The sequence below is a fragment of the Pseudoalteromonas sp. TB51 genome (assembly GCF_000498055.1).
Taxonomy (GTDB): Bacteria; Pseudomonadota; Gammaproteobacteria; order Enterobacterales; family Alteromonadaceae; genus Pseudoalteromonas; species Pseudoalteromonas atlantica.
The window spans coordinates 1-14458 of record NZ_AUTO01000291.1 but is presented as its reverse complement, the minus strand read 5'-3'; the positions used below and the strand labels follow the sequence as shown (position 1 = coordinate 14458).

12 protein-coding genes are annotated in these 14458 nt (G+C 41.0%); 7 read left to right on the top strand and 5 right to left on the bottom strand.

Annotated features, from left to right (window positions below):
• Positions 1–28 precede the first annotated feature (28 nt).
• The gene (locus L650_RS0117325; protein WP_029773894.1) at positions 29–1006 is read left to right on the top strand and encodes a sensor domain-containing diguanylate cyclase; all 978 of its coding nucleotides are present in this window, start codon (positions 29–31) and stop codon (positions 1004–1006) included.
• Positions 1007–1083: 77 nt separating this feature from the next.
• On the opposite strand, the gene L650_RS0117320 is transcribed toward L650_RS0117325, so the two are convergent.
• On the bottom strand, positions 1084–2040 hold the full coding sequence (locus L650_RS0117320; protein ID WP_029773893.1) for a methylenetetrahydrofolate reductase: 957 nt from the start codon (positions 2038–2040) through the stop codon (positions 1084–1086).
• A 259-nt stretch (positions 2041–2299) separates the two neighbouring features.
• Between L650_RS0117320 and L650_RS0117315 the strand changes: the two genes are divergently transcribed.
• Entirely contained in the window at positions 2300–5179 is a 2880-nt protein-coding gene (locus tag L650_RS0117315; RefSeq protein ID WP_029773892.1) for a M16 family metallopeptidase, read from the top strand.
• 87 nt (positions 5180–5266) lie between these two features.
• Here L650_RS0117315 and L650_RS0117310 read toward each other — a convergent pair whose 3' ends face one another.
• Positions 5267–5581, bottom strand: a complete 315-nt coding sequence (locus tag L650_RS0117310) for a helix-turn-helix transcriptional regulator (protein ID WP_029773891.1) — start codon at positions 5579–5581, stop codon at positions 5267–5269.
• 1 nt (position 5582) lies between these two features.
• Positions 5583–5990: a hypothetical protein gene (locus L650_RS0117305; protein ID WP_054982749.1), complete on the bottom strand. Its 408-nt coding sequence runs from the start codon at positions 5988–5990 to the stop codon at positions 5583–5585.
• A 296-nt stretch (positions 5991–6286) separates the two neighbouring features.
• Between L650_RS0117305 and L650_RS0117300 the strand changes: the two genes are divergently transcribed.
• The 3 genes from L650_RS0117300 (at position 6287) to L650_RS0117290 (ending at position 8882) form a co-directional block, all read left to right on the top strand.
• Positions 6287–7216 (top strand): diguanylate cyclase, encoded by a 930-nt coding sequence (locus L650_RS0117300; protein ID WP_029773889.1) that lies wholly within the window; start codon positions 6287–6289, stop codon positions 7214–7216.
• 124 nt (positions 7217–7340) lie between these two features.
• The gene (gene cysE / locus L650_RS0117295) at positions 7341–8159 is read left to right on the top strand and encodes a serine O-acetyltransferase (RefSeq protein ID WP_004586131.1); all 819 of its coding nucleotides are present in this window, start codon (positions 7341–7343) and stop codon (positions 8157–8159) included.
• A 42-nt stretch (positions 8160–8201) separates the two neighbouring features.
• Positions 8202–8882, top strand: a complete 681-nt coding sequence (locus L650_RS0117290; protein ID WP_029773888.1) for a hypothetical protein — start codon at positions 8202–8204, stop codon at positions 8880–8882.
• A gap of 11 nt (positions 8883–8893) precedes the next feature.
• Here L650_RS0117290 and xseA read toward each other — a convergent pair whose 3' ends face one another.
• Positions 8894–10225 (bottom strand): exodeoxyribonuclease VII large subunit, encoded by a 1332-nt coding sequence (gene xseA / locus L650_RS0117285; RefSeq protein ID WP_029773887.1) that lies wholly within the window; start codon positions 10223–10225, stop codon positions 8894–8896.
• 134 nt (positions 10226–10359) lie between these two features.
• Between xseA and guaB the strand changes: the two genes are divergently transcribed.
• A complete protein-coding gene (gene guaB / locus L650_RS0117280; RefSeq protein WP_004586134.1) occupies positions 10360–11829 on the top strand; it encodes an IMP dehydrogenase in 1470 nt (489 codons plus the stop codon).
• Positions 11830–11925: 96 nt separating this feature from the next.
• Positions 11926–13503, top strand: a complete 1578-nt coding sequence (gene guaA, locus L650_RS0117275) for a glutamine-hydrolyzing GMP synthase (protein ID WP_024033152.1) — start codon at positions 11926–11928, stop codon at positions 13501–13503.
• A gap of 153 nt (positions 13504–13656) precedes the next feature.
• Here guaA and L650_RS0117270 read toward each other — a convergent pair.
• Positions 13657–14458: BCCT family transporter (locus L650_RS0117270; RefSeq protein ID WP_029773886.1), on the bottom strand; the 802-nt coding region annotated here is incomplete at its 5' end.

Below are 14458 nucleotides of genomic sequence, written 5' to 3'. Positions count from 1 at the left end.
AAGGCCACTAAATAGCTGAGGTATAGTTATGTTTGAAACAGATCAATGGGCGTTTTCTGGTGTCGATGGCCAAATATCATTACATAAATGGCAAAAGACCATTGATCTTATTACGGGGCTTTTTTCGGCCCCCTCTGGTTATATAGTGCAAGCTACTAGTAAAGGTTATCGTGTAGTTATTAGAGCTAATGAAGGTGGCTCACACTTTGAAACCAACCCTATACTCCCTCCCGAAACTCCCTTATTTTGTAAATATGTAGCCGAAAACAACAACACTTTGTATGTTAGCGATACCCGCAGCGATACGCAGTGGAATACCATGCCCGAGGTTATTGAAGATGGCGTTGAATCCTACCTTGGCTTGCCAATTCACTGGCCTGAAGGTGAAGTATTTGGCACCTTGTGTTTAAAAGATTCAAAAAAAACCAGCTACACCGATGAATATTTTGAGCTAATAGAGCAGCTTCGTGATTTAATTGAAGACGATTTAGCGCTTATTTATAGCTTTGAGCAAATGCGCGAAATAGCCATGCTTGACCCGCTTACCAATATTTATAATCGCCGTGCACTTAGCTTACTTGCCCAACACAAACTTAATTTAGCGCTGCGTTTAGGTTTTGATGTGTGTTGCTTGTTTATTGATATAAACGACTTTAAAAAACTAAACGACACTTATGGCCATGAAATAGGCGATCAAGCGTTAATCCTCTTAGCAAATACCTTAAAAACACATTTAAGAGAGGCTGATATAGTAGGGCGTTTAGGCGGCGATGAATTTGTAGCTGTGATGCAAATTAGTGATAGAAGTAAGCTTAGCCATATTATTGATAAAATAAAAATTGAGTATAAAAACGCACTATTAGAAAACAACGTGTGCGCGCTGACACTTAGCATAGGCGAAAGTTTTACTAATAAACAAAAGCAACCTTTTGATACGTTATTAAATTTGGCCGATCACCAAATGTATAAAAATAAACAAGCGTACAAATTGGCTAAAAAAGCATAATAATAAAAGTAATACACTTAAACATAGAAACAAAAAAGCAAGCCATTAGGCTTGCTATAAAGGGTGTGAATTAGGCGTTAAGCGATTTGTTTTTCGGCTAGGTTTAATTCCATAGTGGCTTTTAATAAACGGTATAAGTTTATTGATGCGTCAATTTCTTCTTTACGGTTTGTTAAGCTTTCAATATTTAAGCCCAGTGGCACATCTAGGTGCGCACAACTTTTGAGTATTAGGTCGAGATTTTCTCGGCAAATACGTACAGATTCACTTAAGGTATTGTCTGCATCAAGCATTCGCCATTTAGTGGCCTCTGGCACTGAGATACCCAACCATTGCATAAACTCTAAGGTTTTATCGCCACCGCATGGAGTAAACGTTAAAATAATCCGTTTTGGTGTAATACCTTGTGCTTTACAGGTACGCGCGTAACTTGTGATTAGCTCTATAGTTGCTTGCGCGTCGTAAACCGCTTGCGATATAAAAAACTGACAACCTTGTGCTGTTTTTTCTATAAGGCGCTCGTGCTCATTTCGCTTACTTGAATGTCGCTCAGCAATGGTAACGCCCCCTAAAAAGAAGTCATCACTTTGCTCTGCAAGCGTTTTATAGGCATCGGGCAAGCTTAGTTTTATATCACCTACTGATGAGGGGCTACCCACTAAAACGACATTTTTTAAATCGTAGTCGTTTTTAGTTTCATCCAACCAGCCTTTAAACTCCTCTACACCACGTTGTGCCACACTTTTGTAAGTAATGACATCTGGAGCAGATAAATTACGTAGTAAGTGGCTGTATTCACGTGGGTCTACAGTTTGTTTAAACGGAAATGGGCGTGCTTTATCTGTACGGCTACTTTCATCTTGAATGTCGTAAATTATCACGCCGTCGTATTCAATTTCGTGTAAGCGAGCAAGTAGTTTTTCTGCAATGATTTTTAGTTGCGCTTTATCAGTACCAATTTTAGGTGGAGTAGTACCAATAAGATAAACACCTTGATTGGTGTCTTCTATTTTTTCTTGTAGTGATAAAGCCATAATCCTCATTCCAGCTTAGTCCAATGTATGTAATTTAATATAGCAGCCATTTAGACGTCTAGATAGATTTATTTAGTGAAAGTTTTTCAATCAACTTGAGCTTTTTTCATACATAAATGTTTTTTAAATAGGGAATTGACACAGTTGTTTACATTATAAATAGCCGATGGGCTCTTATATTTAGTGGCTTTGGGGCATAATCTAAACGAGTTAGTATTAAACCTAATAACAAATTTGCTCAATTTAAAAAGGGACAACAATGAAATTTAAATTACTAGCAACAAGCTTAGCGGTATCGCTGGCACTAACAGGCTGCGCAACACAGCAAAGCGAAAACACCCAAGCGGCACAACAACAGCAAACAACAAAAGCTGACGAACGTGTATTTTCGCAAGAGTACTTAATCGAAGAGCTTGATAACGGCTTACGCGTAATGGTTGTTAAAACCGATTACCCTGATGTAGTCTCGCTGCAAATTCCGGTCTCGGTTGGCTCGCGTAATGAAGTAAAAGCAGGTAAAACCGGTTTTGCTCACTTTTTTGAGCACATGATGTTTAAAGGCTCTAAAAAATTTCCGCAAGACGAATACACTGCCATATTTAAAAATGCAGGGGTCGATAACCGTGCTTACACCACTAACGATTACACAAACTACCATTTAAACTTTTCAAAGCAGCACCTTGATAAAGTACTTGAAATTGAAGCCGATATTTTTCAAAACTTAACCTACACCGAAGAGCAATTTAGAACCGAAGCGCTAACGGTTAAAGGGGAATATTTAAAAAATAACGCCAGCCCAATTCGTAAGTTATTGAGCGCAGTACGCGAAGAAGCGTTTGATACGCACACTTATAAACATACCACCATGGGCTTTTTTGAAGATATAGAAGCCATGCCAGATCAAATGGCTTACGGTAAAGAATTTTTTGATAAGTTTTATAAGCCTGAATATGTATCGCTAGTGATTGTGGGCGATGTTGACCCACAAGCCACAATGGCTATGGTTAAAAAACATTGGGGTGGCTGGGAAAAAGGCGATTACGTTGCCGATATTAAAGCTGAGCCAAAGCAGCAAGCACCTAAATATATACATGAGAAAAACGAAGGTTTGCCTGGTCATTGGTTGCTTGTATCTTACAAAGGCGCTGCATGGGAGCCTGCTAAAAAGGACAGAGCCGCACTTGATTTAATCTCACAGCTTTATTTTTCTAATAACTCCGATTTATACCAAGAGCTAGTTGTTGATAAACAAATAGCGAGTCAAATGTTTACCTACAATCCAGAGACAAAAGATCCTGGCTTACTGCATGTGTTTGTAAAAGTAGAAAACGAAGATGATTTAGCAAAAGCACGCGATGCAATTAACCGCACTTATGCAAAAGCACGCACCGAACTTGTTGATGAGCAAAAACTAAGTGATTTAAAGTCTAACCTTAAATACAGCTTTATTAACGGCTTAGATTCATCGCAAGCGATTGCAACAACCCTTGCAAGTTATATGCATTTTGAGCGCGACCCAGAGGTTATCAACCAGCTTTATAAATCGGCCGACAACATCACAGCACAAGACATTAAAACCGTGGCTAATAAATTTTTTGTAGATGACGCGCGTACTACCGTAACTATGTCGGCACTTGATAAAGCGCCAGGGTTTGAACAAGAAACAAGCTTAAACGCATTAGTCGCTAAGCGTGATAAAGCGCCAGAGGCACCAGTATTTAAAGTGCTTGATAAAACGAATAGCTCGCCGCTGATTGATGTAAACTTTTTATTCAATACAGGGGCTGCTGCAGACCCGCAAGGTAAAAAAGGGGTTGCTGCGCTCACAGCCGCTATGCTTGCTCAAGGCGGCTCGCAAAGTACGAGTTACAAAGACATACAAAAAGCGCTTTATCCGCTTGCTGGCAGCTTTGGTTATCAAATAGATAAAGAAATGCTGTCATTCCAAGGGCGTATTCATAAAGATAACGCTGCCACATGGTATGCGCTTGTAAGCGATCAGTTACTTAACCCAGGCTTTAGAGACGATGACTTTAAGCGCCTTAAAAAAGAAATGATCGACGGTATTAAATCGGGCTTAAAAGCCTCTAATGATGAAGAGCTAGGTAAAGAAGTGCTTTACAGCGCACTTTACAAAGGTCACCCATACGAAAGCTACAATTACGGGGATATTTCGGATTTAGAAGCATTAACGCTTGATGATGTAAAAGCCTTTTACAACACAGAGCTTACCCAATCTAAACTAACACTGGGTTTAATTGGCGCTGTGCCAAAAGCGCTTAAAGCAGAAATCATGAGCGACTTAGCAACCTTACCTAAAGGCGAGCAAAGCCGTTTAAGTATTCCTGATGCGCCAGAGCTTAAAGGTCACCATGCCACGATTGTAGAAAAGTCGGCGCAATCTACTGCGGTATCGTTTGGTTTCCCAATTGATACTATTCGTAGTAGTGAAGATTGGACCGCCCTTTGGCTGGTGCGTTCGTACTTTGGTGAGCACCGTAGTTCTAACTCATACCTGTATGAGCGAATTCGTCAAACACGTGGTATGAACTACGGCGATTACGCTTACATTGAGTACTTCCCACGTGGCATGTTTCAAACTAAGCCTGATGCAAACTTAGGACGCTCTGAGCAAATATTCCAAATTTGGTTACGCCCGCTGCGCTCTAATAACGATGCACACTTTGCAACACGTACCGCGTTGTTTGAGCTGGATAAGCTTATTAAAAATGGCTTAACCGAAAAAGACTTTGAAGCAACACGTAACTTTTTAATTAACTACGTACCGCAGCTTGTCGCAAGTCAAAACCGCCAATTAGGTTATGCACTTGATAGTGAATTTTATAACACAGAGTCGTTTGTAAAATACGTGACAAGTAAACTTGAAAAGCTAACGCTTGCTGATGTTAATCGCGTGATTAAAGATAATCTGCAAACAGATAACGTACAGTACGTGTTTATTACCGGTGACGGCGAAGACATGAAAAAACGTTTAGTGTCAGAGCAAACATCGCCAATGGTTTACAACACAGAAAAACCAGCAGCGCTTGTTGCTGAGGATAAAGTCATTGCCGATTATAAATTAGCTATTCCAGCTAACAACATTGAAGTAATGGCTGTTGAAAAAGTGTTTCAGTAATTAATCTCTTTTTCTAACATATAAAAAATGCCCCAGTGCTTATAGCCTGGGGCATTTTTATTTAATTAGTGCTATTAAAGCGTAATATTAGTTAGTCGCTAAAAGCACTGAGCCTGCGCCTAGAGCAAAGCTTATTAAGGAGCTAATAACCACTCCCGCTAAAAAGCTTTTAGTTGGCGTACTTTTAACGTCATTATTTATAGGCTCATCAAGTTTAATGAGCTCGCCTTGGCGTACTTCAAGTACCGCGCAAAGCGCCATAGTGGTTTCTTTAGAAGCGGCGCCTTCTTTTTCTACCCGTTGAATGGTCCGCAAACTTACATCGCAGGGATCTGCGAGCTGTTGCTGCGTCCAATCTAACTTATTTCTAAGCGATTTAACTGTTGTAGGATTTAATTGCACGTTAAAGCTTCCCTACAAATAGTTCAACAATAGTTGCCGTTGTATAGCCAAACACCGCCCCACCTAATGTACAGCCAGCAAGAAAAAATGCTGCCTTTTTAGGATCGTCTGAAAGACTACTTTGAACTTGTTTGGCTATCACACTGCTATTTTTATAAAGTGTGCACTCCAGACGCCCCGTAAGTATATTAAGCATGTCAAATTTTACTTGGTACTGTGAGCCCTCAAAAGCAAAAGAGTGTGTGCTTGCACAGTAGATATTTCGTTTTTTACTGAATAGGTCATCGTTTACAAAGACTTCTTCTTTACCCGTAAAGTAGCTTCCAAAACAGGCTATTTGATTGTCGCCATCTTGAAAGTAAAATTTATAACCAAGCTTTTTTGTATTCAATATATCGTTTTTCATCATCGTTATCCTTGTTGAGTTGATGATGCTAATTTAGCGTTTTTTTTTATTTTTTACGCCGTCAGTAGTATGCCAGTAGCTAGTTTGGCATATGACAGTAACCCTGTCATGCTGCTTTAGTATCTGATTTTTAATGCAAAAGTAAATTTTTTATATTTTTTATAGACTACTTAGCTGTCATACGGAGTATTACTTCACATTAATAAATTATGCAGCTAGCGTGAAGTAAAGTAACAATATTGTGTTAAAAAATTGTTATTGATTATACTGATTAACAACAAAGCTAAAATGGAAAGCTCGTGATTGACGATAAAGCGTTTTTTAAGTTGGTACTAGATACCACGCCCGACCAAGTAGTGGTTATTAATTCTAACGGCGACATAGTCTATATAAACAGAAGCTGGCAAAACTTTGGTGAGCAAAACGACTGTGCCTGCTGTGATATGTGGGAGCAGCAAAATTACTTAGCAGAGTGTGAAAAAGCTGCTAAAAAAGGAGATAGCTTTGGTTTAAAGGCATTTAACGGCATTAAATCAGTTATTTCGGGGGCTAATGACGACTTCTATTTAGAATATCCATGCCATAGTGAAGATGAAAAACGTTGGTTTATGATGCGAGTAGTGACGTTTAGCCATACAGATAAAGCGTATTACGCTATTAGCCATCAAAATATTACCGAGCGTAAACTGGCTGAAGAGCAAGTACAAAAACTTGCCGCTATTGATGGCTTAACGGATATTGCTAACCGAGGCTTTTTTGATACCTTTTTAGATCAAGAGTGGAATCGTTGTCAGCGTTTAGGTATGCCGCTTTCGTTGGCTATTATTGATATAGATGATTTTAAATTACTCAATGATACTTACGGCCACCAACAAGGCGATACATGCTTAAAAAGGGTGGCTAAAGTACTCAATGAATTTACTAAACGCCCAGGTGATTTATGTGCCCGTTTTGGTGGTGAAGAATTTGTTTTAGTGTATGGAAATACAAACTCAGATCAGGCCTTGTTAGTATTGAACGATATTTTAGAAAAATTAAAACAGTTAAACATTGAAAATAAACATTCATTACCAAGCAGAACCCTTACAGTGAGTGTAGGCCTCACTACTATTACACCCTGTAGTGACTTTACCTGTGCGTATTTAATCAAAGAAGCAGACGATTTACTTTATAAAGCAAAAGATAAAGGAAAAGATGCTTTGTGTGTGAGTGATTTAGCACTCATATAATTTTTTTACTCTTAGTTATACCTAATAACCAGAACAAATAACTAAGGCGTTAACACCTTAGGCTTTAAATCCGTTAAACTTAGGAAAAGGCTCTTTTTATATCAATTTAAGGCAGTGTAGTATTATGCGTCATGAAATTTGGCAACAGCTTCGCAGTGAAGCGAATGAAGTTGTAACTCGCGAACCACTTTTAGCAAGTCATGTGTATTCATGCATTTTAAACCATGAGTGTTTAGGTTCGGCGTTAAGCTTTATTGTTGCTAATAAGTTGGCAGATGCTGTTGTATCGGCTTTTACAATACGTGAGTTGTTCGACCAAGCGTTTGTAAAGTGCGACCGTATGCTTACTTATGTGGCCGAAGATATTAAAGCCGTTAAAGACAGAGACCCAGCAGCCGAAACCTACCTTACGGTTATTTTAAACTTAAAAGGGTTTCATGCTATTCAAGCGCATCGTTTAGCTAACTGCTTGTGGCAGCAAAACCGTAAAGAGCTTGCTCGTTTTATTCAAAGCCGAACCTCAGAAGTGTTTGGGGTTGATATTCACCCTGCGTGTCAGGTTGGTAAAGGGATAATGTTTGACCACGCCACCGGTATTGTTATTGGTGAAACTGCAGTAATTGAAGATAACGTATCAATACTGCAATCGGTCACGCTTGGTGGTACGGGTAACGAGCAGGGCGACCGTCATCCTAAAATTAGAGCCGGTGTGCTTATTGGTGCAGGCGCCAAAGTGCTTGGTAATATTGAAGTAGGCGAGGGCGCACGTATTGGCGCAGGTTCAGTTGTTTTAACTGCGGTACCGCCACATACCACCGCTGTAGGCGTACCAGCTAAAATTATTGGCAGGCCGGATTGTCCGTGTCCGGCGCAAAGTATGAACCAAAACTTTTTAACCACACCAGAGCCTGAAAACGAATCACACACCAGCGCCATGCTGTAATAGCAGCTTGTATAAATAAAAATAATTTTAAAAGGAATTAAAATGAACAAAAATAGCTTTTTAACACTAGGGATAGGATTTATTGCGGGTGTAGGTTTAACGTGGAGCTACTTTAATTTATCTTCAAGTGACGCAAACCCCGCAAAGTTACAACATGCTGATACAAAGCAGCAGGCACCTTTTGTTCAGCCAGTTAAAAGCAGTGAAGCAACAGCAAAGCGTGTTGTACCCGCTGCCCCTGAACAAAGCGCTCGTATAGAGCAAAAAGATAATCCCCCTACACCAGAACCACAACCGCTAGATGAGCTTCCTTTAGAAGAGCAAGTATCGCAGCTTAAACAGCAATTAGCAGCACAAAAAGCTTTGATGAAAAACGCGGCGCAGCAGCTGCGTGACCCCTCTGATGCACAAGCCGTTTTGCAAGCGCAATTTGATGAGCAAATACGTAATGAAGAGTGGGCTTATCAAACAGAAATAGCTTTACAAGATTTTTTACTTACCTCTGATCTAAGCTCTATCCCAGAGATTGTTAGTGCAGCGTGTAAAACCACCGTATGTAAATTTGAACTTGCTGCACCTACTGATAACGACTCGTTTGATCATACCCAATGGCGAGAGCTAAACGATAAGTTAATGAAGCAAGAGTTTTGGTTGCAATTTAAAAGAACAACCTCAACGTCAAGCGACACCGAACTAACCTTACTAATGGCCACAGAGCTTTAACTGAAAGAGCTTTACAACACCGTTGATTTTATAGCGCCATCGGCCAGCTCTGTAATTAGCACGTCACCCGTTTTAATGTGATCTACCGATTTAACCACTTTGCCTTGTTGGGTTTTGGTTATGCTGTAACCGCGCGCTAAAACATTAAGTGGGCTTACCGAGTCAAGCCTACTCGCTTGCAGCGCTAAGCTATTTTGCGCGTGTTGCAACTTGTGCTGCATTGCTTGTTCAAGCCGAGTTTGTATCTGCATAAGCTGATGGCTGGCTTGTGATAACTTTTTATCAGGCGATTGACGCATTAAACGCGGGGTTAAATTATTAAGCGCGCGCTCTTGTTGGTAAAGGCGATTGCGCATGCCTTGTTGTAAGGCAATAGTTAGCTCATCTAATCGCTGCGCTTTTTGATTAAGTTGATTGCGCGGATGACACAAGTTAAGCCGATGCTGTAACTGTGTTGCTAGTGCGCGCTTATCGGCCATATCGTGTTTAAAGGCATTATTTAACCGGTTAATGAGCTCAATAACCTTACTATGTAGCTCTTGCGTGTTAGGGCTGACAAGCTCAGCGGCTGCTGAAGGCGTTGCTGCGCGTACATCGGCAACGTAGTCACTGATGGTTGTGTCTATTTCGTGGCCTACCGCACTGACTATGGGTAATTCACTTTGATAAATAGCACGCGCAAGCTGCTCATGGTTAAAGCACCATAAATCTTCTAATGAGCCACCGCCTCGCCCTACAATAAGTACGTCGACCTCATTGCGTGCATTGGCTAACTGTATTTGGTTAATTAAGTGCACATGGGCGTCTTTGCCTTGCACCATGGCTGGGTAAATAATGACTTCTAATTGCGGTGCGCGGCGTTTAAGTACGGTTAATATATCTTTTATAGCAGCGCCCGTTGCTGAGGTTATTACACCTACACGGTTTATATTTTGTGGCAGTGGTTTTTTATAGGCCGAACTAAACAAGCCCTCTGCGGCTAAGCGCATTTTTAATGCATCAAACTCTTGCTTAAGCTGGCCTTCACCGGCAGGTTCCATATGCTCAACAATAAGCTGATAATCACCGCGCGGTTCGTAAAGTGAAACACGGGCTCTTACTGTTACTTGTGCGCCGTTTTCGGGGCGGTAACTTTGAGAGCGGTTATTGCCGCGCCACATAGCCGCTTTAATTTGTGCTTTTTCATCTTTTAACGAAAAGTACCAGTGCCCAGAAGCAGGGGTAATAAAGTTAGAAATTTCGCCTGTTAAAATTAGCGATGCAAAGCCCTGCTCAAGAACTGTACGAATCTCTCTGTTAAGGCGCGATACGGTGTAAACCGTTTGCGAAGGCTTCGAAAACATAAAAAACAACCTAAAACTATTATGAGGCAAGTTTATCATAAATATTTGCGAAATATTATTTACGAATGCCCACAACGCTGTTAAAATTTGGCCGCAATTCCTTATCTTAGATCCACATGTGAGAAGTTGCCAAAATGCTTAGAATCGCTAAAGAAGCTCTTACCTTTGATGACGTACTTTTAGTACCTGGTCATTCTACTGTTTTGCCACACACGGCAAATATTTCAACTCGCTTAACGCGTGGTATCAAACTTAACTTGCCGCTTATTTCAGCATCTATGGATACTGTTACAGAAGCTCGTTTAGCTATTGCCCTCGCGCAGGAAGGTGGTCTTGGTTTTATCCATAAAAACATGACCATTGAAGAACAAGCGAGAAACGTACGTAAAGTTAAAACCTATGAAGCAGGTATTGTGTCATTCCCTGTTACTGTGTCTGCCGATTTAACCATTGCAGATGCGACGCTTCTTTCGCAAGAAAAAGGGTTCTCGGGTTTCCCGGTTACTGATAGCGAAAATAACCTACTAGGTATTGTTACTGGTCGTGACATGCGTTTTGAAACGAAGCTTGAACAGCCTGTTTCTAGCGTTATGACTAAAAAAGACAAACTGGTAACGGTTCAAGAAGGCGCATCGCGCGAAGAAATTTTAGGTTTAATGCACGAACACCGCATTGAAAAAATCTTAGTGGTTGATGATGCGTTTAAACTAAAAGGCATGATCACCGTAAAAGATTACCAAAAAGCGCAAGACAAACCACATGCATGTAAAGACGAGCTAGGTCGTTTACGTGTAGGTGCTGCAGTTGGTGTTGGCGCAGGTACTGATGAGCGAATTGCTGCATTAGTAGAGGCGGGTGTTGATGTTTTACTTATCGATACTTCACACGGCCACTCACAAGGTGTTATTGACCGTGTTTCTCAAACTCGTGAAACTTACCCAGATTTACAAATTATTGCCGGTAACGTTGCTACAGCCGAAGGCGCAATTGCCCTTGCTGATGCAGGTGTGGATGCGGTTAAAGTAGGTATTGGCCCAGGTTCAATTTGTACTACGCGTATTGTTACAGGTTGTGGTGTGCCACAAATTACGGCTATTTCTGATGCAGTAGATGGCTTACAAGGGCGTGACATTCCAGTTATTGCTGATGGCGGTATTCGTTTTTCTGGCGATATTGTTAAAGCATTGGTTGCGGGTGCATCGTGTGTAATGGTGGGCTCAATGCTTGCTGGTACAGAAGAAGCGCCAGGCGAAGTTGAACTTTACCAAGGCCGTTACTACAAATCTTACCGTGGTATGGGCTCATTAGGTGCGATGGATCAAAAAGAAGGTTCGTCGGATCGTTACTTCCAAAAATCTAACCAAGCTGACAAATTAGTACCTGAAGGTATTGAAGGTCGCGTCGCTTATAAAGGTCCAATTGCAACGATTATTCATCAGCAAGTGGGTGGCCTTCGTAGCGCAATGGGATTAACGGGTTGTGCCACCATTGAAGAGCTAAATACTAAACCGCAGTTTGTACGTGTTACATCTGCAGGTATGGGTGAGTCGCACGTTCACGATGTGCAAATTACCAAAGAAGCGCCTAACTACCGCTTAGGTTAAACAACACGTTTAAATTACGGGGCTGGAATTACCAGCCCTCTTTTATAGCCACTAAGCAAATTAGTGGAATCTAGCATCTACTTTACGAGATCCTTCATGAGCAAAGATATTCACGATTCACGAATTCTAATTTTAGATTTTGGTTCGCAATACACTCAATTAATCGCGCGTCGTATCCGCGAAATTGGCGTTTACTGTGAGCTGTGGGCATGGGATGTGACCGAAGAGCAAATTCGCGAATTTAATCCACAAGGTATTATTTTATCTGGTGGCCCTGAGTCAACTACACTAGAGAACAGCCCGCGTGCACCTGAATACGTGTTTAACGCTGGCGTGCCAGTGCTGGGTATTTGTTACGGCATGCAAACCATGGCAGCTCAACTTGGCGGCAGTGTACACAGCTCAGATAAAAAAGAGTTTGGTTATGCACAAGTAGAAAAAGTGGGTAACTGTGCATTATTCGATGCAATTGAAGATCATATTACCGATGGCGGCAACGGCGTTTTAGACGTGTGGATGAGCCACGGCGACAAAGTAATGGAAGTGCCGGCAAGCTTTAGCACCACAGCTAAAACACCAACGTGTCCGCACGCTGCTATGTCTAACGAAGAAAAACGTTTTTACGGCGTACAATTTCACCCAGAAGTAACGCACACTCATCAAGGGCAACGTTTATTAGAGCGTTTTGCAATTGATATTTGTGGATGTGAAAAGCTATGGACACCTGCCAAAATTATTGATGATGCTATTGAGCGCATTAAAGAAACCGTTGGCGATGACGAAGTTATTTTAGGCTTATCAGGAGGTGTTGATTCATCTGTTGTAGCAATGCTGATCCACCGTGCAATTGGCGAAAACCTAACATGTGTATTTGTTGATAATGGCTTACTTCGCTTAAACGAAGGTCAGCAAGTTATGGACATGTTTGGCAATAAATTTGGCTTAAACATTGTTAAAGTAGACGCTGAGGAGCAGTTTTTAGCTGACCTTGCAGGCAAATCAGATCCAGAAGAAAAACGTAAAGCCATTGGCCATACGTTTATTAATGTATTTGATGAGCAAGCTAAAAAGCTTAAAAATGCGAAGTGGTTAGGTCAAGGGACTATTTACCCAGACGTAATAGAATCAGCCGCTTCAGCGACAGGTAAAGCACACGTAATTAAATCTCACCACAACGTGGGCGGCTTACCTGATGACATGAAAATGGGCTTAGTTGAGCCATTACGTGAATTATTTAAAGATGAAGTACGTAAAATTGGTTTAGAGCTTGGTTTACCGTACGACATGCTTTATCGCCACCCGTTCCCAGGGCCAGGTTTAGGTGTACGTGTACTTGGCGAAATTAAAAAAGAGTACTGTGATTTACTACGTCGTGCTGATGCTATCTTTATTGAAGAGCTACACAAAGCTGAGCTTTATCATAAAGTAAGCCAAGCGTTTACTGTATTCTTACCTGTTAAGTCGGTAGGGGTTATGGGCGATGCACGTAAATACGATTGGGTTGTATCACTACGTTGTGTAGAAACTATCGACTTTATGACGGCGCGTTGGTCACATTTACCTTATGAGTTTTTAGGTGTGGTTTCTAACCGTATCATCAACGAAATTGACGGTATCTCACGTGTTGTTTACGATATTTCTGGTAAACCACCGGCCACTATTGAGTGGGAATAACACCCGTCTTTACTAATGGTTAATGCCTTTTAGATAGCAAACATAGTTTTGTTATCTAAATAATAAAAAGTCCGCTTACACGGACTTTTTTTATGCTTAAAAACCGTTAGCTCTTGCCCAATAAACTCATTAAGTGAAGTGGGCTAAGCGGGTTTATTTTGCAGGAATGGGCGTAGGTTGCTCGGTTTCTGTAAGTAGCCCTTTAACTAGGCTAATACAGCCTAAAATTAAAATAATAGTAAAGGGCAGGGCGGCAATAATAGTAATGTATTGCAATGCTTGGATTGAATCGGTGCCACCAATCCACAGCATTAACATAGCAATAATACTGGCAATAACGGCCCATACTAGCTTTTGCTTTATAGGTACTTCTAGTTTTCCGCCTGATGTAAGGCTATCTATTACAATAGAGCCGGAGTCGAGGGTAGTAACAAAAAAGATAATTATTAACGCCACAGCTAAAAGCGAAAGCAGCGTACCAAACGCATAAGCATCTAGCATATAAAACAAGCTAAGCGTTACATCTGTAATACCTTGGTTTGCGCCAAGTACCCCAACTTCATTTATAATTTGATCAATCGCAACACCACCAAAAACCGACATCCAAGCAGTAGTTACAAGAGTAGGAATGAGTAATACATACACTAAAAACTCGCGTATGGTGCGCCCTTTTGAAATACGCGCTACAAACATACCAAAGCAAGGTGCGTATGCAACCCACCACGCCCAATAAAACACAGTCCAGCCATGTAGCCACTGCGTATCTTCTCGGCCTGTGCTGTAGCTTAGAGGAATGATATTTTTAACATAACCTATTACGGCTGTGTAGGCAGAATCAAGTACCGTGGTAAAGTTTAAAATAAATACCAGCGCTAAAAACACAAAGGCTATGCCCATATTTATATTACTTAGGAGTTTAACGCCACCATCCATACCGCGCACAATAGAGAGGATA

What these genes read in the sequence shown, in the direction of transcription:
- L650_RS0117325 (WP_029773894.1), top strand. Translation starts at nt 29, where the DNA reads ATGTTTGAAACAGATCAATGGGCGTTTTCTGGTGTCGATGGCCAAATA.
- L650_RS0117320 (WP_029773893.1), bottom strand. Translation starts at nt 2,040, where the DNA reads ATGGCTTTATCACTACAAGAAAAAATAGAAGACACCAATCAAGGTGTT.
- L650_RS0117315 (WP_029773892.1), top strand. Translation starts at nt 2,300, where the DNA reads ATGAAATTTAAATTACTAGCAACAAGCTTAGCGGTATCGCTGGCACTA.
- L650_RS0117305 (WP_054982749.1), bottom strand. Translation starts at nt 5,990, where the DNA reads ATGATGAAAAACGATATATTGAATACAAAAAAGCTTGGTTATAAATTT.
- cysE (WP_004586131.1), top strand. Translation starts at nt 7,341, where the DNA reads ATGCGTCATGAAATTTGGCAACAGCTTCGCAGTGAAGCGAATGAAGTT.
- L650_RS0117290 (WP_029773888.1), top strand. Translation starts at nt 8,202, where the DNA reads ATGAACAAAAATAGCTTTTTAACACTAGGGATAGGATTTATTGCGGGT.
- xseA (WP_029773887.1), bottom strand. Translation starts at nt 10,225, where the DNA reads ATGTTTTCGAAGCCTTCGCAAACGGTTTACACCGTATCGCGCCTTAAC.
- guaB (WP_004586134.1), top strand. Translation starts at nt 10,360, where the DNA reads ATGCTTAGAATCGCTAAAGAAGCTCTTACCTTTGATGACGTACTTTTA.
- guaA (WP_024033152.1), top strand. Translation starts at nt 11,926, where the DNA reads ATGAGCAAAGATATTCACGATTCACGAATTCTAATTTTAGATTTTGGT.